Source organism: Microbacterium sp. STF-2, from assembly GCF_034650155.1.
In the GTDB taxonomy this organism is placed as follows: Bacteria; Actinomycetota; Actinomycetes; order Actinomycetales; family Microbacteriaceae; genus Microbacterium; species Microbacterium maritypicum_A.
Genome location: NZ_JARKMW010000001.1, coordinates 655,439 through 677,733 on the forward strand (window position 1 = coordinate 655,439; position 22,295 = coordinate 677,733).

General features: G+C 67.0%; 26 protein-coding genes. 9 read left to right on the plus strand and 17 right to left on the minus strand.

Annotated elements, in window-relative coordinates:
- Positions 1–42: 42 nt before the first annotated feature.
- From MicroSTF_RS03170 to MicroSTF_RS03190, 5 genes are all read right to left on the minus strand, one after another.
- Positions 43–369, minus strand: a complete 327-nt coding sequence (locus tag MicroSTF_RS03170; protein WP_017830719.1) for a DUF2469 family protein — start codon at positions 367–369, stop codon at positions 43–45.
- A gap of 72 nt (positions 370–441) precedes the next feature.
- A complete protein-coding gene (locus MicroSTF_RS03175) occupies positions 442–1,101 on the minus strand; it encodes a ribonuclease HII (RefSeq protein WP_322953529.1) in 660 nt (219 codons plus the stop codon).
- Positions 1,098–1,823, minus strand: coding sequence for a signal peptidase I (gene lepB, locus MicroSTF_RS03180; protein ID WP_021200473.1), 726 nt, complete (start codon positions 1,821–1,823; stop codon positions 1,098–1,100). The genes MicroSTF_RS03175 and lepB overlap by 4 nt, the downstream gene beginning before the upstream one ends.
- Before the next feature lie 117 nt (positions 1,824–1,940).
- A complete protein-coding gene (rplS, locus tag MicroSTF_RS03185; RefSeq protein WP_017830722.1) occupies positions 1,941–2,288 on the minus strand; it encodes a 50S ribosomal protein L19 in 348 nt (115 codons plus the stop codon).
- A 169-nt stretch (positions 2,289–2,457) separates the two neighbouring features.
- Entirely contained in the window at positions 2,458–2,946 is a 489-nt protein-coding gene (locus tag MicroSTF_RS03190) for a hypothetical protein (protein WP_031207612.1), read from the minus strand.
- A 109-nt stretch (positions 2,947–3,055) separates the two neighbouring features.
- On the opposite strand from MicroSTF_RS03190, the gene map reads away from it, so the two are divergent.
- The gene (map, locus tag MicroSTF_RS03195; RefSeq protein ID WP_322956324.1) at positions 3,056–3,838 is read left to right on the plus strand and encodes a type I methionyl aminopeptidase; all 783 of its coding nucleotides are present in this window, start codon (positions 3,056–3,058) and stop codon (positions 3,836–3,838) included.
- Between the two features lie 18 nt (positions 3,839–3,856).
- Here map and MicroSTF_RS03200 read toward each other — a convergent pair whose 3' ends face one another.
- Positions 3,857–4,594, minus strand: coding sequence for a class I SAM-dependent methyltransferase (locus MicroSTF_RS03200; protein WP_315068041.1), 738 nt, complete (start codon positions 4,592–4,594; stop codon positions 3,857–3,859).
- Positions 4,595–4,665: 71 nt separating this feature from the next.
- On the opposite strand from MicroSTF_RS03200, the gene MicroSTF_RS03205 reads away from it, so the two are divergent.
- Positions 4,666–5,259, plus strand: a complete 594-nt coding sequence (locus MicroSTF_RS03205) for a histidine phosphatase family protein (RefSeq protein ID WP_322953536.1) — start codon at positions 4,666–4,668, stop codon at positions 5,257–5,259.
- 47 nt (positions 5,260–5,306) lie between these two features.
- Here the strand turns inward: MicroSTF_RS03205 and trmD are convergent, their stop codons facing one another.
- Genes trmD through rpsP form a run of 4 tightly spaced genes read right to left on the minus strand, consistent with a single transcriptional unit; the run spans position 5,307 to position 7,318 of the window.
- The gene (gene trmD, locus MicroSTF_RS03210; protein ID WP_322953538.1) at positions 5,307–6,026 is read right to left on the minus strand and encodes a tRNA (guanosine(37)-N1)-methyltransferase TrmD; all 720 of its coding nucleotides are present in this window, start codon (positions 6,024–6,026) and stop codon (positions 5,307–5,309) included.
- Positions 6,027–6,045: 19 nt separating this feature from the next.
- Entirely contained in the window at positions 6,046–6,663 is a 618-nt protein-coding gene (gene rimM / locus MicroSTF_RS03215) for a ribosome maturation factor RimM (protein WP_136024839.1), read from the minus strand.
- On the minus strand, positions 6,647–6,877 hold the full coding sequence (locus MicroSTF_RS03220) for an RNA-binding protein (RefSeq protein ID WP_017830729.1): 231 nt from the start codon (positions 6,875–6,877) through the stop codon (positions 6,647–6,649). Before MicroSTF_RS03220 ends, rimM begins: the two co-directional genes overlap by 17 nt.
- A gap of 6 nt (positions 6,878–6,883) precedes the next feature.
- Positions 6,884–7,318: a 30S ribosomal protein S16 gene (gene rpsP / locus MicroSTF_RS03225; protein WP_021200460.1), complete on the minus strand. Its 435-nt coding sequence runs from the start codon at positions 7,316–7,318 to the stop codon at positions 6,884–6,886.
- Positions 7,319–7,528: 210 nt separating this feature from the next.
- On the opposite strand from rpsP, the gene MicroSTF_RS03230 reads away from it, so the two are divergent.
- The gene (locus MicroSTF_RS03230; protein ID WP_029265454.1) at positions 7,529–8,680 is read left to right on the plus strand and encodes a glutamate--cysteine ligase; all 1,152 of its coding nucleotides are present in this window, start codon (positions 7,529–7,531) and stop codon (positions 8,678–8,680) included.
- Between the two features lie 18 nt (positions 8,681–8,698).
- On the opposite strand, the gene MicroSTF_RS03235 is transcribed toward MicroSTF_RS03230, so the two are convergent.
- Complete coding sequence (locus MicroSTF_RS03235; RefSeq protein WP_021200458.1) at positions 8,699–9,670, minus strand: sugar-binding transcriptional regulator; 972 nt, start codon at positions 9,668–9,670, stop codon at positions 8,699–8,701.
- A gap of 103 nt (positions 9,671–9,773) precedes the next feature.
- Here MicroSTF_RS03235 and MicroSTF_RS03240 point away from each other — a divergent pair, with 103 nt between their 5' ends.
- From MicroSTF_RS03240 to glpK, 3 genes are all read left to right on the plus strand, one after another.
- On the plus strand, positions 9,774–11,483 hold the full coding sequence (locus tag MicroSTF_RS03240; protein ID WP_021200457.1) for a glycerol-3-phosphate dehydrogenase/oxidase: 1,710 nt from the start codon (positions 9,774–9,776) through the stop codon (positions 11,481–11,483).
- 92 nt (positions 11,484–11,575) lie between these two features.
- On the plus strand, positions 11,576–12,328 hold the full coding sequence (locus MicroSTF_RS03245; RefSeq protein ID WP_021200456.1) for an MIP/aquaporin family protein: 753 nt from the start codon (positions 11,576–11,578) through the stop codon (positions 12,326–12,328).
- A gap of 26 nt (positions 12,329–12,354) precedes the next feature.
- The gene (gene glpK, locus MicroSTF_RS03250) at positions 12,355–13,869 is read left to right on the plus strand and encodes a glycerol kinase GlpK (protein WP_021200455.1); all 1,515 of its coding nucleotides are present in this window, start codon (positions 12,355–12,357) and stop codon (positions 13,867–13,869) included.
- A gap of 80 nt (positions 13,870–13,949) precedes the next feature.
- On the opposite strand, the gene MicroSTF_RS03255 is transcribed toward glpK, so the two are convergent.
- Complete coding sequence (locus MicroSTF_RS03255; RefSeq protein WP_322953549.1) at positions 13,950–14,867, minus strand: hypothetical protein; 918 nt, start codon at positions 14,865–14,867, stop codon at positions 13,950–13,952.
- 107 nt (positions 14,868–14,974) lie between these two features.
- Positions 14,975–15,856, minus strand: coding sequence for a LysR family transcriptional regulator (locus MicroSTF_RS03260; protein WP_029259102.1), 882 nt, complete (start codon positions 15,854–15,856; stop codon positions 14,975–14,977).
- A gap of 78 nt (positions 15,857–15,934) precedes the next feature.
- On the opposite strand from MicroSTF_RS03260, the gene MicroSTF_RS03265 reads away from it, so the two are divergent.
- Positions 15,935–16,852 (plus strand): EamA family transporter, encoded by a 918-nt coding sequence (locus MicroSTF_RS03265; protein ID WP_297554095.1) that lies wholly within the window; start codon positions 15,935–15,937, stop codon positions 16,850–16,852.
- Between the two features lie 6 nt (positions 16,853–16,858).
- Here MicroSTF_RS03265 and ffh read toward each other — a convergent pair whose 3' ends face one another.
- Both ffh and MicroSTF_RS03275 read right to left on the minus strand, forming a co-directional pair.
- Positions 16,859–18,418 carry a signal recognition particle protein gene (gene ffh / locus MicroSTF_RS03270; RefSeq protein WP_021200451.1) on the minus strand — a complete coding sequence of 520 codons (1,560 nt, stop codon included), beginning with the start codon at positions 18,416–18,418 and terminating at the stop codon, positions 16,859–16,861.
- Between the two features lie 52 nt (positions 18,419–18,470).
- Positions 18,471–19,055, minus strand: coding sequence for a TetR/AcrR family transcriptional regulator (locus tag MicroSTF_RS03275; protein ID WP_029259099.1), 585 nt, complete (start codon positions 19,053–19,055; stop codon positions 18,471–18,473).
- Between the two features lie 98 nt (positions 19,056–19,153).
- Here MicroSTF_RS03275 and lipB point away from each other — a divergent pair, with 98 nt between their 5' ends.
- Together lipB and lipA are read left to right on the plus strand one after the other, a co-directional pair.
- Positions 19,154–19,807: a lipoyl(octanoyl) transferase LipB gene (lipB, locus tag MicroSTF_RS03280; RefSeq protein ID WP_322953554.1), complete on the plus strand. Its 654-nt coding sequence runs from the start codon at positions 19,154–19,156 to the stop codon at positions 19,805–19,807.
- Positions 19,804–20,793 (plus strand): lipoyl synthase, encoded by a 990-nt coding sequence (gene lipA, locus MicroSTF_RS03285; protein ID WP_136024834.1) that lies wholly within the window; start codon positions 19,804–19,806, stop codon positions 20,791–20,793. The genes lipB and lipA overlap by 4 nt, the downstream gene beginning before the upstream one ends.
- 35 nt (positions 20,794–20,828) lie before the next feature.
- Here lipA and MicroSTF_RS03290 read toward each other — a convergent pair whose 3' ends face one another.
- Both MicroSTF_RS03290 and ftsY read right to left on the minus strand, forming a co-directional pair.
- Entirely contained in the window at positions 20,829–21,329 is a 501-nt protein-coding gene (locus MicroSTF_RS03290) for a DUF2004 domain-containing protein (protein ID WP_017830742.1), read from the minus strand.
- Between the two features lie 44 nt (positions 21,330–21,373).
- Complete coding sequence (gene ftsY / locus MicroSTF_RS03295; RefSeq protein ID WP_029259096.1) at positions 21,374–22,246, minus strand: signal recognition particle-docking protein FtsY; 873 nt, start codon at positions 22,244–22,246, stop codon at positions 21,374–21,376.
- Positions 22,247–22,295 lie beyond the last annotated feature (49 nt).

The following is a 22,295-nucleotide window of genomic DNA, read 5'->3' on the forward strand; positions in this document are numbered from 1 at the left end:
GCGCCGAGAGAGCTCCCCGAGATGCTTCGTCGAGAGGCGCCGTCACTCGCCGTCGAGCGAGAGCTCCTGGGGGAGCTCGAACTCCCGGCGCTGCAGTTCCTCGACGTTGACGTCCTTGAACGTCAGCACGCGCACGGCCTTCACGAAGCGGTCGGCTCGGTAGATGTCCCACACCCAGACGTCGGTCATCGAGATCTCGAAATAGAAATCATGCTCGGTGTCACGACGGACGACGTTGACCTCGTTCGCCAGGTAGAACCGCCGCTCGGTCTCGACGACGTACTGGAACTGCGACACCACATCCCGGTACTCCCGGAACAGTGCCAGCTCGAGCTCGCGGTCGTAGTCGTCGAAGGCTTCCTCATCCATGATGTGTCCATCCTAGAGTCGCGGACACCGGGGCGCGTCATCCAGCGGTCGGCCGTGCGCGCCGCGGTCGGCTCAGAAAAGGGTGGGAACGTCGGCGATCGCCCACGACGCGCGGTGGTAGCGGGAGAGCCCGATGGCGCGGATCGCGTCGCGATGTTCGGGGCTGGCATAGCCCTTGTTGCGGTTCCACTGATACGCGGGATACGTCTCGTGGAGCTCCGCCATGTGCTGGTCCCGCGCGACCTTCGCGATCACGGACGCCGCGGAGACGGATGCGCAGTCCCGGTCGGCTTTGATCACCGGGCGCACGTGGAGCGGCACCGGATGCGCCCTCGAAACATAGTCATGGTTGCCGTCGAGCAGGACGAGAGCGTCGTCGAGCGCGACCCCCTGATCCGCGACGGCCTGCACCGCACGCGACGCGGCAAGACCGAGCGCCCGCATGATGCCGACCTCGTCGACCTCCTCCGCACTCGCCCACCCGACGGCCGACGCCTGCACCCATGCGGCGGCGCGTGCTGCGACTTCAGGTCTGCGCTTCTCCGTCACGAGCTTGGAGTCGCGGAGGCCTTCCGGCACGCGCCGACGCGCGCCTGCGGCATTCATCGCGGCCGCGCCCACGGCGACAGGACCCGCGAGTGCCCCTCGGCCGACCTCGTCGAGCGAGATGATCACCTCGCACTCACCGAGGAGGCGCCTCTCGAGAGTGAGTTTCGGTGCGACGACGGTCATTCCGGATCCGGGACGCCGTTGAAGATCTCGTGGTGCCCGTCGATCGGTCCCAGCCTGTTCAACGGCCACGTCGTGAGGAACGCCTTTCCCACGATGTTCTCCATCGGCACGAATCCGCCACTGGGGAGATCCTGGTGCGCACGGGCGTCACGCGAGCGATCGCGGTTGTCTCCGAGCAGCCAGACGGAATCCTCCGGGACCACGACATCGAAGGGCTCGTTGGACGCGGCCGTGTCCCCGGGAGGCAGATTGAGGTAGCTGAGCTCGTCGATGGGCGCGCCGTTGATCGTGATCTGGCCGAGCGCGTTGCAGCACACCACATGATCGCCCGGCAGACCGATCACGCGCTTGACGAGGTGGTCCTGCGAGTCCGTCGCGGAGATGCCCACGAAGTTCAGCACCCAGTCGACGGCCTCGACCAGCGGCGGCTGTGCGGGGGTCTGCGGCTGACCGTCGAGCCACCCGCCCGGATCCTTGAAGACGACCACGTCACCTCGCTCGTAGTCGGTCCATCGCGGCGTGAGCTCATCGACCAGGATGCGGTCGTTGATCAACAGGGTACGTTCCATCGATGCGGAGGGGATGTAGAACGAACGCACGACGAAGGTCTTCACCACGAACGAGACCAGCGCGGCGATCACGACGATCACGAGGACGTCGCGAAGGAATACGAGGAACCCGCGACGACGTCTGGACGTGGGCGCGGACGGGGATTCGGTCATCAGGTTCCTTCACGATCATGCACCGTCGTGCGGCGACGGTATCTAGGTTCGCACACCGGTGGGAGAACAAAGCACCCCGGGACATCGTGTCCCGGGGTGCTGTGGAGATGCTGCGACTCAGCGGTCGCGCTTCTCCTTGATCTTCGCCTTCTTGCCGCGCAGCTGGCGGAGGTAGTAGAGCTTCGCGCGACGCACGTCACCGCGGGTGACGACCTCGATGTGGTCGATCACCGGGGAGTGCACCGGGAAGGTACGCTCGACGCCGACCTGGAAGCTGATCTTGCGGACCGTGAAGGTCTCGCGCACGCTGTCGCCCTGGCGGCCGATGACGACGCCCTGGAAGACCTGGATACGAGAGCGGCTGCCCTCGGTGATGTTCACGTGCACCTTGACGGTGTCACCGGGGAAGAAGTCCGGGATGTCCGAACGGAGGGAAGCCGCGTCGACGGCGTCGAGGATCTGCATGATCGTCTCTCTCTGCACCCGCCACAGGTCGCATGCATGTATTCAAAGGAACAAGAAAAAGAGTGAGCTGTACGGAGCAGACGCGTCCGCGGGCTCCCCTGTGGCAGAGCCGGTCACAGCACAAACATTCATTCTGCCACGGATACGGCGCCCGGCCAAAACGACGACGTCAGTCGCGGGAATCGGTCTCCCGCACCACGATGATCTCGTGCGCGCGCGTCGGGGGCGCCGGCTCATCGACCGTCGGGATCGTGGACCACGTGATGGTCTCGCGCAGTCGGGTACCGCTCCCCTTCGCCTCGTTCCACAGCTGCCACAGCTGCAACCAGATCAGGGCGATCCCCGCCACGATCGCACCGGTGAGCAACCAGGGGAACGCCCCGTCGATGAAGAATCCGACGGCGATCGTGAGCCCGTTCCACACGGTGAACCCCGCCACGTCCCACCAGGAGACGGCACGCTCGATGCGGACGGACGGCCGTGAACGCGTGAGCAGCGTCAGCAGGAGCTGGCCCAGGAAGACGGACGGCATCGCAATGAGCAGCACCCAGAGGATCGACCAGCCGCCTTGGAAGACTCCCCACCCGATCAGCAGCCAGAGCGGCAGCAGGAACGCCGCCGGAAGGAGCCAGCGGAAGAAGGCCTGTCGCAACCACATGCTCAGATCGTACGTCGCTGCGTCCCCGCGTGTCCCGGTGTTCGCTGAGAGCGGTCGGGGATCCGCCGGTGCGGGATCAGGGAGAATGGAGATGACGAGAGGACACCCGATGATCGAACTGCGCACCCCCGCCGAGATCGATGAGATGCGCGCCGCAGGGCGCTTCGTGGCTGAGACCCTGGCGACGCTGCGCGACGAGACGAAGGTCGGGACCAATCTCCTCTCGATCGATCGACGCGCACACGACCTGATCCGCAAAGCCGGAGCCGAGTCCTGCTACATCGACTACCACCCCTCGTTCGGTGCGAGCCCGTTCGGCAAGGTCATCTGCACCTCGGTCAACGACGCCGTCCTGCACGGGCTCCCCCACGACTACACGTTGCGCGACGGTGACCTCGTCACCCTCGACTTCGCCGTCTCCGTCAACGGATGGGTCGCGGACTCCGCAGTCTCGTTCGTCGTCGGGACCGCGCGCGAAGAAGACCTCCGACTCATCGACACCACCGAGCGCGCCTTGGTGGCAGCGATCGACGCCGCGACGGTCGGTAACCGCATCGGCGACATCTCCTCAGCTGTCGCTGCCGTTGCCCACGGAGACGGCTACTCGATCAACACCGACTTCGGCGGACACGGCGTGGGGCGCACGATGCACGGGGATCCGCATGTCCCGAACGACGGCCGCGCCGGACGGGGCTTCCCCCTGCGTGCGGGCCTGGTACTCGCACTGGAGCCCTGGTTCCTTGCGACGACCGACGAACTGGTCACGGACCCGGATGGATGGACTCTGCGCAGCGTCGACGGCTCCCGCGGCGCACACTCGGAGCACACGATCGCCATCACCGAGGACGGACCCCTCATCCTCACGGACCGGTCGTTCCTCGGCGTCGACTGATCGAGTGCGGCCGGTCTCTCAGGCGCGGCGGTAGACGTAGACGTCCGTGACCTGCGGAAGGTCGAGCATCTCTCTTCCACGCGTGTCCGCTGAACTGTCGAGCACCGCCCCGATCTCCCCCAGCATCCGCGCACGCGTCGACTCCTCGGCGACGAGCAGGCTGCTCACCGTCGCCCATCGACGAAGATAGTGGTCGCGCGAGATGCGCTCGGCCCAATGGATCTCCTCCCGGCGGACGAGTTCGAAATGGGGAAGCTCCTCAGCCGCACCGTCGGTCGTCGCGTCGGCCTCGGACACCGCCGGATGAGCGATGCGGTGACAAGCCCGGTCCCAGGTGCACGTCGGATCGGAGCGATTCCAGAGCAGCCCGAGCGCCCCTCGGGGGACCAGCACGCGAGCGATCTCGTCGCAGGCCGCGTCACGATCGAACCAGTGGAAGGCCTGGGCAACCGTGACGACGTCCACTGACGCATCCCCGAGCGGAATCCGCTCCGCTGCTCCGATCTGAGCTTCCACGTCGGGGAGTTTGACTCGCAGCACCTGCAGCATGCGCTCCGACGGCTCCACGGCCACCGTGCGCCGCGCACGATCGACGAGCAGTTCGGTGAACTTGCCGGTCCCGGCACCCAGGTCCAGCCCGACGTCGACGGTTGTCGGAACGATCATGGCCGCCGCTGCCTCCGGGAATCCGGGGCGGTATCTGTCGTAGTCGTCACCGATGATCTCGAACGACCTTGCGAGCGCATGTTCAGGCATGACTCGACGCTACCAAGGCTCATCTCACAACCCGCGGGTCCGGGAACTGCGGCGTATGCCATTCTGAATCCATGATTCCGCAGGACCGTCATGTGCCGGAGCGTGTGCTCCTCGCTCGGCACGGGCAGACCGTGTGGAACGTCGAGCACCGACTCCAAGGCCAGCTCGACTCTCCACTGACAGAGGCCGGTGTCGCCCACGCCCACGCGATCGCGGACAGACTCGTGGGCGCTCACGTGCTCACCGTGTGCACCAGCCCTCTCGGCAGAGCGATGCGGACGGCGATCATCATCGCCGATCGGATCGGAGCGGAACTGATCGAGGTGCCGGAGCTCGCAGAGCTCCACCACGGTGAGCTCGCCGGGATGACATGGGAAGAGATCGACGAGGTCTACCCGACCGCCAGAGAGGAACGCGCCGCCAACCGCTATGGCTGGGCATTCCCGGGCGGGGAGAGCTACGCGCAGGCCAGGTCTCGGGCGCGGAAGGCGCTCAGCAACTGCGGGTGGGCGGCCGAGGGCGTCCCCCTGCTCGTGAGCCACGAGATGATCGGACGCATGCTGCGCGCGGAGTTGCGAGGGCTGGACGCATCGAGTGCGCTCGGTCTACGGCATCCGCACGGTGTGGTCTTCGATATCGAACGCCGCTCCGAGCGGATTCTCTGAGGCGGACGTTGACGCCGGGCCCGACGGGATTCAGATCTGCCCGTCGATCACGATGACGCGGCTTCGCCCTCCGCAAGCAGGTCGGGTCGACGGGTTCGGGTCCGCACGAACTGCTGCTCGCGACGCCAGGCGGCGATCGCGGCATGATTGCCGCTGAGCAGAACGTCCGGCACGTCACGCTCACGCCATGACGCGGGCTTCGTGTAGGACGGATACTCCAGCAGTCCGTCCTCGTGCGACTCCTCGACGAGGCTCTCGGGGTTGCCGACGACACCGGGGATGAGTCGGCCGATCGCCTCGATCATCGCCATGGTCGCGACCTCGCCCCCATTGAGGACGTAGTCGCCGAGGCTGATCAATCGGACCTCGCCGAGATCGGCGGCGAACTCGAACACGCGCTCGTCGATGCCCTCGTAACGACCGCAGCCGAAGACGAGATGCTCACGGGTCGCCAACTCACGTGCGGTCTTCTGGGTGAAGACCTCCCCCGCCGGCGACGGGAAGATGATGGTCGGTCGCTGCCCGTCCTCGGTGTCGGAGGAACCGGCGATCTCGTCGAGCGCGAGCCCCCAGGGCTCCGGCTTCATGACCATGCCAGCGCCGCCGCCGTACGGAGTGTCGTCCACCGTCCGGTGACGATCCGAGGTCCAGTCGCGCAGGTCTCGCACACGCAGGTCGATGAGACCCGTGCTCTGCGCCTTGCCGAGCAGGGACAGCGTCAGGCCGTCGAAGTAGGACGGGAAGATGGAGAGGACGTCGATGCGCACGGAGGAACCGTATCAGCGGTCACTCGGACGCGTCGGCGTCCGGGGCGACCTGCGGCTCGGCGTCCGCGGTCTCTGCGACCTCTTCGAAGAGTCCCGGCGGCGGCGTCACGATGACGCGGCCCTCCTGCACATCGACGGTCGGGACGATGGCGGCGACGAACGGAACCATGACCTCGTCTTCGCCGGCCTTGACGATGAGGAGATCCTGTGCCGGGAAGTGCTCAACCCGTATGACCCGCCCGATGACCGTGTCGTCTCGGACGACATCGAGTCCGACGAGCTGATGGTCGAACCATGCGTCGTCCTCGACCTCGTCAGCGTCCTGGTCGATCCACAGGATCGCCCTGACGAGGCTGTCGGCGGCGTCACGGTCGTCGACGTCTTCGAAGAAGACGACGGGATTGCCGTTCATCACACGGTACTCGCGCACCGTGATCTGCTTGCCGTGCCACGGAGATGCCTCGGGCACCTGCAAGGTGAATCCGGCACCGGGGGTGAAACGACCCTCGGGGTTGTCCGTGTACAGCTCGAGCTTGAGCCCACCCTTGAGTCCGTGCGCCTTGACGAGGCGTCCGACACGCAACTGGTTCTTGCCCTGATTGCGGTCCTTCGGCACCACGTCAGTCGTCCGCGACATCGACGCGGACCCGACGCCCGTCAGCGAGTGCGCTGACGAGGGTGCGAAGGGCCTTCGCAGTGCGGCCGCCGCGCCCGATCACGCGTCCACGGTCATCGGGGTGCACGCGCACCTCGAGGAGGTCGCCTCGCGGCGACGTGGATTCGTTGATGCGAACATCCTCCGGGTGATCGACGATCCCCTTGACGATGTGTTCGAGCGCGGCGGCGAGCACGACGGATTACTCTGCGTCTGCTGCGGGAGCCTCAGCGGCCTCCGCGTCGGCCGCGGCGGGAGCCTCCTCAGCGGGAGCCTCGGCCTTCTTCTCGACCTTGGGCTTGACGACGGACTTCTTGGACGCGTCGATCTCGAAGGGGACCTTCGGCTCGGCGACCTTGAGCGTGGACTTCGCGTCCTTGTCGCCCTTGAACTTGCCCCAGTCGCCCGTGATCTTGAGGATGGCGGCGACCTGCTCGGTCGGCTGCGCGCCGACGGAGAGCCAGTACTGCGCCCGCTCGGAGTCGACCTCGATGAACGAGGGCTCCTCGGTGGGGTGGTACTTGCCGATCTCCTCGATCACGCGACCATCGCGCTTGGTCTTCGAGTCGGCGACGACGATGCGGTAGTACGGCGCACGGATCTTGCCCAGGCGCTTGAGACGAATCTTGACAGCCACGATTCTCCTGAATTGTGTGGAAGGAAACGAACCGGTCGCCTGGAGAGTGGGGTGCACACCCGGCGGAAGCTCAAATGAGTGTGGACACCTGCTGGATAGAGGGTCGAGCAGGTGGTCCAGCCCTCTATTCTGCCAGATGCGCGCGCCAGGCGCGAAACGTGGGGAAACCGCCGTTGCCGTGTCGCATGCCTCGCGTGCCAGACTGTGCGGGTGAAGCTCGAGTTCGCCTCATCCGCCCGGTCCACCGTCGGCCTCGAATGGGAGATCATGCTCGCGGACCCCGCGAGCGGTGACCTCGTCGGTCGCGCCCCCGAACTTCTCGCCGCGCTCGAGGCCGAGAGCGCCGACGAGCGTCATACGGTCACCGGCGAACTGCTCACCAACACGATCGAGGTCACGAGCGGTATCGGCGATTCCGTGGCTCATGCGGTCGACGACATCGCGAACGCCATCACCGCGGTGCGGGCCGCGACCGATCCGGCGGGTGTCGAGCTGCTCTCGGCCGGAAGCCACCCCTTCGCGCAGTGGTACGACCAACAGGTGACGGACAAGTCGCGCTACCACACCCTGATCGAGCGCACCCAGTGGTGGGGACGCAACATGATGATCTGGGGAATCCACGTGCACATCGGCGTCGAGGACCAGCGCAAGGTCTTCCCCATCATCAACGCTCTCGCCGGGTTCCTCCCGCACCTGCAGTCGCTGGCGGCGTCGAGCCCGTTCTGGGCGGGAGAACGCACCGGATATGCCTCCAACCGCGCACTCGTGTTCCAGCAGCTTCCCACCGCCGGCCTGCCGTGGCCGCTGCACGACTGGTCGCAGTACGAGTCCTACCTCGATGACATGGTGCGCACGGGTGTCATGGCCGACGCGACCGAGGTGCGCTGGGACATCCGTCCCGCTCCACGCTGGGGCACCATCGAGGTCCGCGCGTGCGACGGGCTCTCCACCCTGCCGGAACTGGCATCGGTCGCGGCGCTCGTCCAGGTGCTCGTCGAGGACTTCTCACGACAGCTCGACGAGGGGAAGGCACTTCCGGAGCTTCCCGCCTGGTTCCACCGCGAGAACAAGTGGCGCGCCGCGCGCTACGGGCTGGAGGCCCGCGTGATCGTCGACGCCGACGGCACGCAGCGCCCGGTGCGCGAGCATCTGACGGAGACGCTCGAAGCCCTCACCCCGACAGCCGTCGAGCTCGGCTGCGGTCGCGAGTTCGGCGGCATCGCCACGATCCTGGAGGGAGGCGCGAGCTACGCGCGACAACTCGCGGTGGCGGATGCCGCGGGGGGCGACCTCTCAGCGGTGGTGCACCACCTGATCCGCGAGTTCCGCTCCGGGCCGGAGTCCTCCACCGACGAGCCCTAGCGGTCGAGGGCAGCGAGCTCAGTCCTCGACGAGGCGCCTCGCGAGCCCTTCGTCCAGGACGACATCCGTGATCAGGCCAGCGGCCAGGGCCGCGCGGAGACTCACCAGCTTCGGGATTCCCGAGACGACACACACGCGACGCGGGACGCGACGCAGACGGTCGAGGCCGGGACCTGTGGCTCTGGCATTCACACGGATGTCGCGCCAGGACCCGTCGGACCGGAAGAAAACCGTCGCGACGTCGCCGATGGCATGGTCCTCCCGAAGGCTGCGATAGTCATCGCGTCCGAGATAGCCCCCGACGTAGACCCGACTCGGAACCTCGGCGGCCGGCGAGCCGAGGCTGAACACGGCGACGTCCATCTTCGCCTGCAGATCGAGCACACGACGAGTGCTGCGCTCACGCCACATGGCCTCGCGGGTGGCGGGGTCATCGAAGAACGCGGGAACGGGGAACTGCTGGACCTGTGCGCCGAAGGCGCTGCCGAACCGTTGCAGGATGTCACTGGAGTACTCCACGCCGGTCGTCTGCGTGTTCCCGGCCCCGTTGAGCTGCACGAAGGTCGTGTTGTGCGTCTCCTTCTGCGTGAGCCCGCGACTCACCGCACTGATGGTCGAGCCCCATGCGACGCCGATCACCATGTTCGAGTCGACGAACTGCGACAGCAGCCGTCCGGCGGTGAGCGCAACGCGCTCGAGACGTTCGACCTCGCTGAGGATCTCCGGCATCGGCACGACGTGCGCCGCCACTCGATGCCTGTCGCGAATCCGATGCTCGAGCATGCCGAGGCGTTCGAGCGGGGAGTTGATCCGGATGTCGACCAGGCCGCTCTCCCGCGCGAAGCTCAGCAGCCGCGAGACCGAGGACCGGGAGGTGCCGAGCTCTTTCGCGATGACTTCCATCGTCTTGTCCTGCATGTAGTAGAGCTGCGCGGCGGTGAGCGCCGCGATCAGCTTGCTGTCGCGGGATTCCGCGCTTGCACCGGCCATGATGACCTCCTCGCCCTCGATCCTTGCACATATGTGCAGTGGGCTTGCGCGGGATGTCACACAGGTCGATGCTGGTTGGCAAGTAAGGAAGAGAGGGTCGACGATGATCGATTCGACACACTCGTCGGCGGAGCGCGCGGAGATTCGCGCCGTCCGTGAATCCGGACGCACCAGCGTCCTCGTCATCGGCGGGGGGATCAACGGCATCTCCACGTTCCGCGACCTGGCTCTGCAGGGCGTCGATGTCGTGCTCGTCGAGCGAGGGGACTTCGCCTCCGGCGCATCCTCCGCATCGAGCCACATGATCCACGGCGGGATCCGCTACCTCGAGAACGGTGAGTTCCGGCTCGTGCGCGAGTCCGTCGAGGAGCGCAACGGCCTGCTCAAGATCGCCCCGCACTACGTCAAGCCGCTCCAGACGACCATCCCGATCTACTCGACATTCTCGGGCATCCTCTCCGCTCCCCTGCGCTTCCTCACGCACAAGAGCGGAAAGCCCCAGGAACGGGGCGCGTTCCTGATCAAGGTCGGCCTCACGATCTACGACACCTTCTCCCGTGACGGAGGGATGGTGCCTCGCCATCGGTTCCTCGGCCGCAAGAAGTCTCTCGCCGAGCTTCCCTCGCTCGACCCGAAGATCAAGTACACCGCCACGTACTACGACGCCTCGATGCACGACCCGGAGCGCCTCGCGCTCGACGTGCTGCAGGACGGACGCACGGCGCACCCGGGAGCGCACGCTCTCAACTACGTCGAGGCCATCGCCCGCGACGGCGACAAGGTCGTCCTCCGCGACCGCGAGAGCGGCACGGAGTTCACGGTGCAGGCTGACGTGGTCGTCAATGCCTCCGGCCCCTGGACCGACCTCACCAATGACGCGCTGGGCACGGACACCCGCTTCATGGGCGGCACCAAGGGCTCGCACATCGTGCTGGATCACCCAGAGCTGCTCGAGGCGACGCGGGGGCGGGAGATCTTCTTCGAGCACTCCGACGGCCGCATCGTGCTCATCTACCCGCTCAAGGGACGCGTCCTGGTCGGCACCACCGACATCGACGCCGACCCGCGCGAGGTGCCGGTGTGCACCGAGGAGGAGGTCGACTACTTCTTCGACCTGATCCACCACGTCTTCCCGACGATCCCCGTGGCACGCGACCAGATCGTGTACAAGTTCTCTGGTATCCGTCCGCTGCCGCGCCATGAGGACACCGCTCCCGGATTCGTCTCCCGCGACTATCGCATCGAAGTCGACGAGAAGGGCGCAGTCCCCCTCGTGAGCCTCGTCGGCGGAAAGTGGACGACGTTCCGCGCGCTCGGCGAATCGCTCTCTGACGTCGTGCTCGGCCTCATCGACCGCACCAGGACCGTCTCCACCGCGGGACGCGCGATCGGCGGCGGCCGGGAGTTCCCGCGCACCGAGAAGGCCAAGCGCATCTGGATCCAGGAGAACCTTCCCGGCGCCGGTGCCCGCGCCGATCAGCTGCTCGCCCGCTACGGCACCCGGGCCGCCCAGGTCTGGGAGTACGTCGAGCAGGGAACGGACGCTCCGCTTGCCGGCGGCGCCCTCTCCACGCGCGAACTCGAGTGGATGGTGCAGAACGAGATGGTGGCGCGCCTCGAGGATGTCGTCCTGCGTCGCACCAGCATCGCGTTCACCGGTGGCGCCGATGCCGAGGTCCTCGACGAGATCGCCGACGCGCTCGCGCCGATGCTCGGCTGGGATCGCTCGCGTCACGACGCCGAGCTCGAGCAGACGCGCCAGCTGCTGAACGAACGACACGGACTCGATATCCCGTCCCGCACCCGCGGCTGACGGGGTCTCGGACTGCCGCCCTCCTCGCGGCGCAACTCCCATAACGTGTCGGGGCAGAGGGGCCCCGACACACAAGAAAGGTCAAAGAAGACATGGCTGATGTGAATCTCGGTCTCTACTTCCTCTCCGAGCTGGTCGGCACAGCGATGCTCGTGCTGCTCGGATGTGGTGTCGTCGCCAACGTGGCCCTCGCGAAGAACAAGGGCTTCGGCGGCGGCTTCCTGATGGTCAACTGGGGATGGGGCCTCGCGGTCTTCGCCGGTGTGCTCGTCTCCGCCTACTCCGGTGCGATCCTCAACCCGGCCGTCGGCATCGGCCTGCTGCTCGCGGGCAAGATCAGCTTCGTGATGTTCCTGACGGCCACGGCCGCTGAACTCGTCGGAGCGATCCTCGGTGCCATCGTCACGTGGCTCGCATACAAGCAGCACTTCGATGAGGAGCCCGACCCGGCCAACAAGCTCGGCGTGTTCTCGACCGGCCCCGCGATCCGCTCGTACGGCTGGAACCTCGTCACCGAGATCATCGGTACCTTCGTGCTCGTGTTCGTGATCTTCGCGTTCGCCGACTACGGCGACATCGAGGTCGGCACCCCCGGCGGCCTCGGACCGCTCACCGCGCTCCCCGTGGCACTCCTCGTGGTCGCGATCGGCGCCTCCCTCGGTGGCCCGACCGGCTACGCGATCAACCCGGCGCGTGACCTCGGCCCGCGTATCGCTCACGCGATCCTCCCGATCAAGGGCAAGGGCTCCAGCGACTGGTCCTACTCGTGGGTCCCGGTGGTCGGTCCGCTCATCGGTGGTGCGATCGCCGCCGCTGCAGCGCCCGTCCTGCTGCACCTCGCCTGAACGACCTGAATTCAAAGGAGAACACAATGGCTGACTACATCCTCGCCATCGACCAGGGAACCACTTCGAGCCGCGCGATCATCTTCGACAAGAAGGGCAGCATCATCGCGACGGGCCAGAAGGAGCACGAGCAGATCCTGCCGAAGGCCGGCTGGGTCGAGCACGACGCTTCCGAGATCTGGCGCAACGTCCAGGAGGTCATCGGCCTGGCGCTGAGCCGCGCCGACCTCACCCGCCATGACATCGCTGCAGTGGGCATCACCAACCAGCGCGAAACCGCGGTGGTCTGGGACAAGACCACGGGAAAGCCCGCCTACAACGCGATCGTGTGGCAGGACACGCGCACCCAGGCGATCGTGGACCGACTGGCTGCTGACGGCGGCGTCGAGCGGTTCAAGCCGATCGTCGGCCTGCCCCTGGCCACGTACTTCTCGGGTACCAAGATCGCCTGGATCCTGGAGAACGTCGATGGTGCCCGTGAGAAGGCGGAAGCCGGCGACCTGATCTTCGGCACGACCGACAGCTGGGTTCTCTGGAACCTCACCGGTGGCGTCGACGGTGGAGTGCACGTCACCGACGTGACCAACGCCTCGCGCACGATGTTCATGGACCTCGAGACGCTCGAATGGCGCGACGACATCCTCGAGGCCTTCGGTGTGCCGCGGTCGATGATGCCGGAGATCCGCTCGTCCTCGGAGGTCTACGGCGCGGCGGAGGACTCCTCGCTGCTTCGCGAGACCCCGATCGCCGGCATCCTGGGCGACCAGCAGGCGGCGACGTTCGGTCAGGCGGCGTTCCAGAAGGGCGAGAGCAAGAACACCTACGGAACGGGCTGCTTCCTGATCTTCAACACGGGCGAGGAGATCGTCCACTCGAAGAACGGGCTGCTCACCACCGTCGGCTACAAGCTGGGCGACCAGCCCACGCATTACGCCCTCGAGGGCTCGATCGCCGTCACCGGATCGCTGATCCAGTGGCTGCGCGACCAGCTCGGCATCATCTCCTCGGCACCCGAGGTCGAGGAGTTGGCCGACAAGGTCGAGGACAACGGCGGGGTCTACATCGTGCCGGCGTTCTCCGGTCTGTTCGCTCCGTACTGGCGTCCCGACGCCCGAGGCGCGATCGTCGGACTCACCCGGTACGCGAACAAGAACCACATCGCTCGCGCAGCTCTCGAAGCGGTCGCCTTCCAGACGCGTGACGTGCTGGATGCCGTGAACGCGGACGCCGGCGTGGATCTCACCGAGCTCAAGGTCGACGGCGGCATGGTGGCGAATGATGCGCTCATGCAGTTCCAGGCAGACGTCCTCGGCGTGCCGGTCGTTCGCCCGGTGGTCGCGGAGACCACGGCGCTCGGTGCGGCCTACGCGGCCGGACTCGCGGTCGGATTCTGGAACGGTCTCGACGACCTCTCTGCCAACTGGCAGGAGGACAAGCGCTGGGAGCCGTCCATGGAGGAGGCCGAGCGCGACCGCCAGCTGCGCCTGTGGCGCAAGGCGATCACCAAGTCGATGGACTGGGTCGACGACGACGTGAAGTGATCTGACGTGACAGCGAAGCGGGTCCGGAGTCCAACTCCGGACCCGCTTCGTCGTCTCCGCGGCAGCGGCCCGCTGAACCGTCAGAACCCGTTGATCGACGCGAAGAAGGCGCCGGTACCGTCGACCGAGACGCGTCCGCTCTCGTCGCTCGACGTCACCTGCTCGTAGCCGGAGTCGCTCCAGTAGAAGACATCCGTCGCGATCTCGCCGACGCCCTGTCCGAACATCTGCTGAGCGAATCCGTGCATGTCCTGCACGACATAGATCGCCTCCGGTCCGGTGATCACATGGAACGCGACATGATGACGTGAGGGCACGGCGAACAGGACGCCGTGCGGAGCCGATGAGATACCGGCTGCGGCCAGGAGGGTCGGGAAGTCGAGCACCCGGCTCGCGGTGAACATGGAGTCCGACACGATCGCCTGGAACGCGCCGTTGCCGACGTCGACGGTGTGCACCTCTTCGATCGGCTCCGCCGAAACTGCCGCGAGGGCCGTGGCCCACAGCTGTCCGGCATCGAACCGGCCGACGATCGCGTCAGGGACGGCGGTCGTGGTCTCGGGGTGATCGAGCATGAGGATCGCTTCGAGGCCGCTCACGATCGTGCGCCGGTACGTGTACGCCGCACGGTGGCTCTCCGGGAGATACGACGACGGGATGAGACGTGCTTTCACGAGGGACAGGACCTGATCATCGGAGAGATCTTCGTCGCGAGGGGCGGCCTGACGGCTCAGCAGACCGGAGATGTGACGCTCGACAGCCTCCGGCCAGTTCGACTCCGGTTCGAGCTTCACGGCGCGCGCGAGGTTGTACAGCCCGTACTGCGCGTCGGAGTCCCCCTCGGCGTAGTCGCCGTGCACGGTGATCGCCCCTGCTGTCGTAGGCCACTTCTCCGCGAACAGAGTGCGCAGCAGGGTGGCCTGCGGGACCGTGAGGTCTTCGAGATCCGCATCAGGCTGTGCTGCGTTCGACTTCTTACCGAAATTCAGGAACCCCATGCGGTACTCTCCCCCGGCGATCACCGGCCGAAGGACTTCTTCGGCGCGGACTCAAACGGACTCAGACTAACGCAGGCTGGCCGACGGTCGATTCCGCCGGGAGGTGGTCACGCCGAGTGCGCGACTTCGGTCACGGCGATGAACGCGCGTGCGACGTTCCGTGGCGCGGCAGCGTCCCAGGCGAGGTATTCGAGACGCACAGGGCCACCGCGCACCTCCACCGTGACGACATCGAAACCGGAGCGATCGACGGTCCCCGGCGCCAGCAGGGTCACTGCCAGCCCTGCCTCCACGAGTCCCAGGATGAGGGTCGCGGAGTCGGCTTCGAAGGCGACGTCACGCGTCAGGCCCGCAGCGGCGAACGCCCCGTCGCTCTGCGCACGACCGGAGGTCGCCGTCGGGAAGTCCGCGAACGTCATCCCCGCGACATCGTCGAGCGCGATGCTCTCCGCATCCGCGAGTTCGTGCCCGCGAGGGAAGACGGCGACGAGGGGATCGCGAGAGAGGACACGCGACTCCACCCCCTCTGGATCGACACCCTCTCGCAGTCCGAGCAGCGCGATGTCGAGCTCGTCGTTTCGGAGCCTGCGGGCGAGGACATCGCTGTTCCCGACCTGCAGTTCCACCCTGACGAGCGGGTAGGCCCCACGGTAGGCGACGAGCACCGCGGGGAGGTCGATGGCGGTCACCGTCGGGATGACGCCGATTCGCAGCGTGCCTTCCACGACGCCGTCGACGGCGGCGGCGTCCTCCTTCGCCTGGTCTGCTGACCGAAGCGCGCGCCGCGCGTGTGCGACGAACGCCTGACCTGACTCTGTCAGGCGCACATGGCGACTCGACCGTGCGAACAGTCGGCGGCCGAGTTCACGCTCGAGTGACGCGATCTGGTGGCTCAACGCCGATTGGGTGACGAAACACCGTTCGGCGGCACGGGTGAAGCTCAGCGTCTCGGCGACTTCGACGACATAGCGGAGCTGTTGAAGTTCCATGCTTCCATGATCTCGGTTCATGTATGCGGTGACAACCATGCGTTGGAATCATCACTGTGTTCCTCGCAGGCTGGAAGCATGAACCGCCTGCCCCTGGTGCTACTGACCGCCCTCGCCCCCATCGCATGGGGCACGACCTACCTCGTCACGACAGAACTGCTCCCGCCCGGGCACCCGCTGTTCGCCGGGCTCCTCCGCTCCCTCCCCGCGGGGCTCCTGGCAGTCCTCATCAGCAGGTGTCTCCCCCGCGGCGGGTGGTGGGGAAAGTCGTTCATCCTGGGAGCGCTCAACATCGGCGCCTTCTTCCCGCTGCTGTTCCTGGCCGCGGAGCGGCTCCCTGGCGGCGTCTCAGCCGCGGTCGCGGGTGCGCAGCCGCTTATCGTCCTCGTCCTCGGAGCACTCGTGCTGCAGGAACGGATCCGGCCGCTCGCCGCCGCCGCTGCCGTCGTCGGCGCTGGCGGAGTGGCCCTGGTGGTCCTGGGTCCCGCCGCCGAGCTGGATCTCTGGGGGATCCTCGCCGCTGTCGGAGGCGTCACCGCCACGGGAGCGGGGATGATCCTGACGAAGCGATGGGGCCGGCCGGTTGGCGTCGGGCCCGTCGCCTACGCCGGGTGGCAGCTCAGCGCGGGAGGGGTTCTGCTGCTGCCGTTGACACTGATCGTCGAAGGCGTGCCCCAGACCATCGACGGGAGCGCCGTGCTCGGATATCTCTGGCTCGGGACGGCGGGCGGGATCGTCGCCTACACGCTCTGGTTCCGCGGCGTCCAGCAGCTCCCGGTCATCGCGCCGGGGCTCCTCGCGCTGCTCTCCCCCATCGTCGCGACGACGCTCGGCGTCGTGGTCGCCGGGGAGCGATTCAGCCCCCTCCAGGCCATCGGCCTCGTCCTGACTCTGGGCGCACTCGTGCTGGGGCAGCTGGCCTCGCGGCCCAATCGGCTCACTGCCGCGCCCGCCCCGCATGCAACGGCCGCGGATGCTCTCACGGCGCCGCGCTGAGGGGAGTCAGCCCTTGCCGAAGAGCTTCTGGATCTCGGCGAGGTCGGCTTCGCTCGGAGCTTGAGCCGCTCCGCCGCCCAAACCGAATCCGGAGCCGGTCGGCGTCGCGGACGATGCGATCCCCGCGTTCTCGGCCGCGCGCTTGGCCGGGTTGCCTGAACGCGATCCACCGGAGGACTTGCCCTTTTTGCCGCGCTTGGAAGAAGCGCCGGGACGCCCCATCCCGGGCACCGGCCCCATACCGGGGATGTTCGGGGTGCCGCCGCGCGCCACCGTCTTCATCATCTTCGCGGCCTGCTCGAAGCGCTGCACGAGCTGGTTCACGTCGGTGACGGTCATGCCGGAACCCTTGGCGATGCGCAGACGGCGCGATCCGTTCAGTACCTTGGGGTTGCGGCGCTCCCCCGGCGTCATCGAGCGGATGATGGCCTCCGTGCGGTCGATCTCCCGCTCATCGAAGTCGTCGAGCTGCTGCTTCATCTGGCCCATGCCCGGGAGCATCCCGAGCATCTTCTTCATCGAGCCCATCTTCTTCATCTGCTGAAGCTGGTCGAGGAAGTCCTCGAGGGTGAAGGCCTCGGTCGCGAGCTTCTCGGCCATCTTCATGGCCTCTTCCTCATCGAAGGCCTGCTGGGCCTGCTCGATGAGGGTGAGGATGTCGCCGAGGTCGAGGATGCGGCTCGCCATGCGGTCGGGGTGGAAGGGCTCGAGGTCCTCGAGTCGCTCACCGGTCGAGGCGAAGATGATCGGCCGGCCGGTCACGGAGGCCACCGAGAGCGCGGCGCCACCGCGGGCGTCGCCGTCGAGCTTGGAGAGCACGACTCCGGTGAAGTCGACGCCGTCCTGGAACGCCTTGGCGGTGTTCACGGCGTCCTGACCGATCATCGCATCGATGACGAACAGGACCTCGTCGGGGTTGACAGCCTTGCGGATGTCCGCCGCCTGCTTCATGAGCTCGGCGTCCACGCCGAGGCGGCCGGCGGTGTCGATGATCACGACATCGTGCTGCTGACGACGTGCGTAGTCGACACCGTCTCGAGAGACCTTCACGGGATCTCCGACGCCGTTGCCGGGCTCGGGGGCGTAGATCGACGCACCGGCCTGCTCCGCGACGACCTGAAGCTGGTTGACCGCGTTCGGACGCTGAAGGTCGGCGGCGACGAGCAGAGGCGTGTGCCCTTCGCCCTCGAGCTGCTTCGCGAGCTTGCCGGCGAAGGTGGTCTTACCGGAGCCCTGCAGGCCGGCGAGCATGATCACCGTCGGTGCCGTCTTCGCGAACTGCAGACGGCGCTGCTCTCCGCCGAGGATCTGCACGAGCTCTTCATTGACGATCTGGACGACCTGCTGCGCGGGGTTCAGCGCCTTGTTGACCTCATCGCCGAGTGCGCGTTCGCGGACCTTCGCGGTGAACTCCTTGACGACGACGAGCGCGACGTCGGCATCGAGCAGGGCGCGTCGGATCTCGCGGACGGTGCCGTCGACGTCGGCCGCGGTCAGCTTTCCCTTCGTGCGCAGATTGCGGAAGGTCTCGGTGAGCCGATCGGAGAGCGTGCCAAATGTAGCCATGGTGCTCCGATTCTACGCGAGCCGAGGCCGGTCGCTCAGCCCCGCGCGGGAGTCAGGACCAGGGAAGGTCGTGGATCGTTCCCAGGGCTTCCCTCAGGACCGTCTCCGGCGTCCCCCGTCCGGCTCCCTGTTCCGCCCACACGCGCAGCGAGGAGAGCACGGCGGCCGCGTGTGCCGCCCCGAGGATGTCGGCACGGATGACGTCGACTCCCGAGGCGGACGCCGCGCGTGACACCGCCGCGGACAGACGGGCGAGGCGGAGCCCGGTGTCACGGATGAGCTCGCCTTCCACCCCCATCGCTGCGGCATTGCGCAGCGCCAAGGCCAGGGGGTCCGGTGCGAAATCGTGCACGATCGACAGCAGTATGTCGTGAACCGCGTCGCCCGTCGCCGCCCTGCCGAGCTGTTCCAGCGAGGCGATGGCCTGTCCGATCCGTTCGTCGACGCCCGACCACAGCACGTCGCTCTTGGACGCGAAGTAGTTGAAGAAGCTGGACCGGCTGACGCCCGCGCGCTGCGTGATGTCCGCCACAGATGTCGCGTCGTACCCGCGCTCCAGGAAGAGCTCGCATGCTGCTTCTGCGAGGGTCTCCCGCGACGACGCCTTGGGTCGCCCGGCTCTGCCAGTGGAACTCATGTCCTCACGTTATCGCGGGGGCGGGTCGAGAGCGCCGCCCCGCTCGCCGAGGGGTATTGTTGTCCTCAGTCCATTTACGCAATGAAGGCGGTTCTGTGATGCTCGAGATCCTCACGCCCGGGTTCGCTCCGACGTTCGTGCCGTACATCGACGGGTGGGAACTTCAGCGTCGCGTCCACGCCGATGTCGTCGACGGCACCCGTCCCGACACGCTGATCCTCCTCGAGCACGAGGCCGTCTACACCGCGGGCAAGCGCACGGAGTCCCAGGAGCGGCCGCAGGACGGCACCCCCGTGATCGACGTCGATCGGGGCGGGAAGATCACCTGGCACGGGCCGGGGCAGCTCGTGGGCTATCCGATCGTGCGACTCCGCGAGCCGATCGATGTCGTCGCGCACGTGCGCCGTCTCGAGCGCCTCCTGATCGACGTGCTGCGCCCCTTCGGCGTCGACGGCTATCAGGTCGAGGGCCGCAGCGGGGTCTGGGTACGCCGGCCACTCTCGGAGGACAAGGTGGCGGCGATCGGAGTGCGCGTGCAGCAGGGGGTCACGATGCACGGCTTCGCCGTCAACTGCGACAACTCGCTGGCCGGCTTCCGCGGCATCATCCCGTGCGGCATCACCGATGCCGGCGTCACTACGGTGAGCGAGGTCGTGGGGTCCGCCGTCCCGCCCCTCGACCTCGTCGACGCCGTCACCCGCGCCTTCCTCGCCGAGTACACGACCACCGAACTGACAGGAGCCTTCGCATGACCGCCGCACCCGAGGGTCGCAAGCTCCTCCGCCTCGAGATCCGCAATGCCGAGACACCGATCGAGCGCAAGCCGGAGTGGATCAAGACGAAGGCGAAGATGGGCCCGGAGTACACGGCGCTGCATTCGCTCGTGAAGAGCGAGGACCTGCACACGGTCTGCCAGGAGGCGGGCTGCCCGAACATCTACGAGTGCTGGGAAGACCGAGAGGCGACCTTCCTCATCGGTGGCTCCCAGTGCACCCGCCGCTGCGACTTCTGCCAGATCGACACGGGCAAGCCCGCCGACTACGACACCGACGAGCCTCGCCGGGTGGCGGAGAGCGTCGTCCGGATGAACCTTCGGTACGCCACCGTCACGAGCGTGGCCCGCGACGACCTCCCGGACACCGGCGCCTGGCTCAACGCCGAGACGGTGCGCAAGATCCATGAGCTGAACCCGAACACCGGTGTGGAGCTGCTCGCCAACGAGCACAACGCCGACCCGGACTTCCTGGGGCAGATCTTCGACGCGCGCCCCGAGGTGTTCGCGCACAATGTCGAGACGGTGCCCCGCATCTTCAAGCGTATCCGGCCGGCGTTCCGCTACGAGCGATCGCTCGACGTCCTGACCCAGGCCCGGGACGCCGGACTGATCACGAAGTCCAACCTCATCCTCGGGATGGGTGAGGAACCCGAAGAGGTCGTGCAGGCGCTCAACGATCTGCACGACGCCGGCTGCGACATCATCACGATCACGCAGTACCTGCGACCGACACCCCGCCACCACCCGGTCTCACGCTGGGTGAAGCCGGCCGAGTTCGTCGAGTTCAAGGAGGAAGCCGAGCGCATCGGATTCCTCGGTGTTCTGGCGGGTCCCCTCGTGCGGTCGTCGTATCGGGCCGGTCGACTCTGGGCGCAGTCCATGACGTCGAAGGGACGCGAGATCCCCGCACACCTCGCGCATATCGCCGAGAGCGCAGATCTCGGTTTCGCGCAGGCCGTCTGACCTGAGTGCTGCCCGGCCCCCGTTCGGGCGGCGGATCAGTCCGCGCTCATGACGGACTGAACGCTGCCGTCCGAGCCGAGATTCACGAGCAGCACGTCGTCCGTCGAGCTGTCGTCGAGCGCATACTCGAGCACCGCGAACGGTTCGGAGCCTCCGTGCTCATCGGCGAGGATCGTCATGCTCATCAACCGGAGCGATCGGATGATGTCGACGGCGGCGTCGCCCGAGACATCGACGAGGACATCCGGCAGATCGTCGCCGTACGTCTCCTGCTGCTGGAGGATGTACTCGGTCACCTCGCTCGTGCGGTCATCGACTTCGGCGAGCATGCCACGCCGGGCGGTGTCGTCGACGCTCTCGAGGCCTGCGATGAGCGAGGCGGCGATGTCGAGCGCATCCGCGGAAACGTCGTCCTGATCCGGAGCGGTCAGATCGACGGTGACACTCTGGTCGCCGAGCTCCACGGTCTCCGACCAGAAGATCGAGCCGTCCGGGCCTGAGGACAGGAGTCCGAAGTAGTCGTGTTCGATCGCCATAACGCTATGAAACCAGCCTCGTGCTCACTGCGGTAGTCCCGTCATCAACCGACCAACGACTGGACGAACACATGGGGGGTGAAACCGGTCAGATCGTCGATCCCCTCGCCCTGTCCGAGCAGCTTCACCGGGATACCGGTGCGCTCCTGCACCGCCAGCACGAACCCGCCCTTGGCCGACCCGTCGAGCTTGGTGAGGACGAGTCCGGTGACGCCGGCGTGCTCGAGGAAGGCCTCGGCCTGCATGACACCGTTCTGGCCCGTGGTGGCGTCCAGCACGAGCAGCACCTCGCTGATCGGCGCCTGCTTCTCGATCACGCGCCGGACCTTCGAGAGCTCGTCCATGAGGCCGCCCTTGGTGTGCAGACGCCCGGCCGTGTCGATGATGGCGATCTCGATGCCCTCGCGCTTGGCATACTCGACCGTCTGGAACGCGACGGATGCCGGATCCTGACCTTCCTGCTGAGGCCGCACGATCGCGGCTCCACCGCGCTGCGCCCAGGTGGCGAGCTGGTCGACCGCGGCCGCGCGGAAGGTGTCGGCCGCGCCGACCACGACACTGCGCTGATAGCCACGGAGGAACTTCGTGAACTTGCCGATGGTCGTCGTCTTCCCGACGCCGTTGACGCCCACGACGAGGACGACAGCTGGACGCTCGGTGAGCTTCAGCGTCGTGTCGAACTTCGCGAAGTGCTCCTCCAACGTCTCCCGCAGCATCCGCTGGAGATCCTTGGGGTCGGTGGTGCGGTACCGGTCGACCTTCGCACGCAGCTCATCCACGACGCGCTCGCTGATGTCCGGGCCGAAGTCGGCCGTCAGGAGAGCGGTCTCCAGGTCCTCCCAGGTCGTCTCATCGATGGTGGGCTTGACGAACATGCCGCGCAGTGCGCGACCAAGAGACCAGGACTTCTCCGCCATCACTCCAGCCTACGGGTTGCGCGGGTGGATGCTCCGCGCGCAAGCCCGT

What these genes read in the sequence shown, in the direction of transcription:
- MicroSTF_RS03170 (WP_017830719.1), bottom strand. Translation starts at nt 369, where the DNA reads ATGGATGAGGAAGCCTTCGACGACTACGACCGCGAGCTCGAGCTGGCA.
- MicroSTF_RS03175 (WP_322953529.1), bottom strand. Translation starts at nt 1,101, where the DNA reads ATGACCGTCGTCGCACCGAAACTCACTCTCGAGAGGCGCCTCCTCGGT.
- lepB (WP_021200473.1), bottom strand. Translation starts at nt 1,823, where the DNA reads ATGACCGAATCCCCGTCCGCGCCCACGTCCAGACGTCGTCGCGGGTTC.
- rplS (WP_017830722.1), bottom strand. Translation starts at nt 2,288, where the DNA reads ATGCAGATCCTCGACGCCGTCGACGCGGCTTCCCTCCGTTCGGACATC.
- MicroSTF_RS03190 (WP_031207612.1), bottom strand. Translation starts at nt 2,946, where the DNA reads ATGTGGTTGCGACAGGCCTTCTTCCGCTGGCTCCTTCCGGCGGCGTTC.
- map (WP_322956324.1), top strand. Translation starts at nt 3,056, where the DNA reads ATGATCGAACTGCGCACCCCCGCCGAGATCGATGAGATGCGCGCCGCA.
- MicroSTF_RS03200 (WP_315068041.1), bottom strand. Translation starts at nt 4,594, where the DNA reads ATGCCTGAACATGCGCTCGCAAGGTCGTTCGAGATCATCGGTGACGAC.
- MicroSTF_RS03205 (WP_322953536.1), top strand. Translation starts at nt 4,666, where the DNA reads ATGATTCCGCAGGACCGTCATGTGCCGGAGCGTGTGCTCCTCGCTCGG.
- rimM (WP_136024839.1), bottom strand. Translation starts at nt 6,663, where the DNA reads ATGTCGCGGACGACTGACGTGGTGCCGAAGGACCGCAATCAGGGCAAG.
- MicroSTF_RS03235 (WP_021200458.1), bottom strand. Translation starts at nt 9,670, where the DNA reads ATGGCCGGTGCAAGCGCGGAATCCCGCGACAGCAAGCTGATCGCGGCG.
- MicroSTF_RS03240 (WP_021200457.1), top strand. Translation starts at nt 9,774, where the DNA reads ATGATCGATTCGACACACTCGTCGGCGGAGCGCGCGGAGATTCGCGCC.
- MicroSTF_RS03245 (WP_021200456.1), top strand. Translation starts at nt 11,576, where the DNA reads ATGGCTGATGTGAATCTCGGTCTCTACTTCCTCTCCGAGCTGGTCGGC.
- glpK (WP_021200455.1), top strand. Translation starts at nt 12,355, where the DNA reads ATGGCTGACTACATCCTCGCCATCGACCAGGGAACCACTTCGAGCCGC.
- MicroSTF_RS03255 (WP_322953549.1), bottom strand. Translation starts at nt 14,867, where the DNA reads ATGGGGTTCCTGAATTTCGGTAAGAAGTCGAACGCAGCACAGCCTGAT.
- MicroSTF_RS03260 (WP_029259102.1), bottom strand. Translation starts at nt 15,856, where the DNA reads ATGGAACTTCAACAGCTCCGCTATGTCGTCGAAGTCGCCGAGACGCTG.
- MicroSTF_RS03265 (WP_297554095.1), top strand. Translation starts at nt 15,935, where the DNA reads ATGAACCGCCTGCCCCTGGTGCTACTGACCGCCCTCGCCCCCATCGCA.
- ffh (WP_021200451.1), bottom strand. Translation starts at nt 18,418, where the DNA reads ATGGCTACATTTGGCACGCTCTCCGATCGGCTCACCGAGACCTTCCGC.
- MicroSTF_RS03275 (WP_029259099.1), bottom strand. Translation starts at nt 19,055, where the DNA reads ATGAGTTCCACTGGCAGAGCCGGGCGACCCAAGGCGTCGTCGCGGGAG.
- lipB (WP_322953554.1), top strand. Translation starts at nt 19,154, where the DNA reads ATGCTCGAGATCCTCACGCCCGGGTTCGCTCCGACGTTCGTGCCGTAC.
- lipA (WP_136024834.1), top strand. Translation starts at nt 19,804, where the DNA reads ATGACCGCCGCACCCGAGGGTCGCAAGCTCCTCCGCCTCGAGATCCGC.
- MicroSTF_RS03290 (WP_017830742.1), bottom strand. Translation starts at nt 21,329, where the DNA reads ATGGCGATCGAACACGACTACTTCGGACTCCTGTCCTCAGGCCCGGAC.
- ftsY (WP_029259096.1), bottom strand. Translation starts at nt 22,246, where the DNA reads ATGGCGGAGAAGTCCTGGTCTCTTGGTCGCGCACTGCGCGGCATGTTC.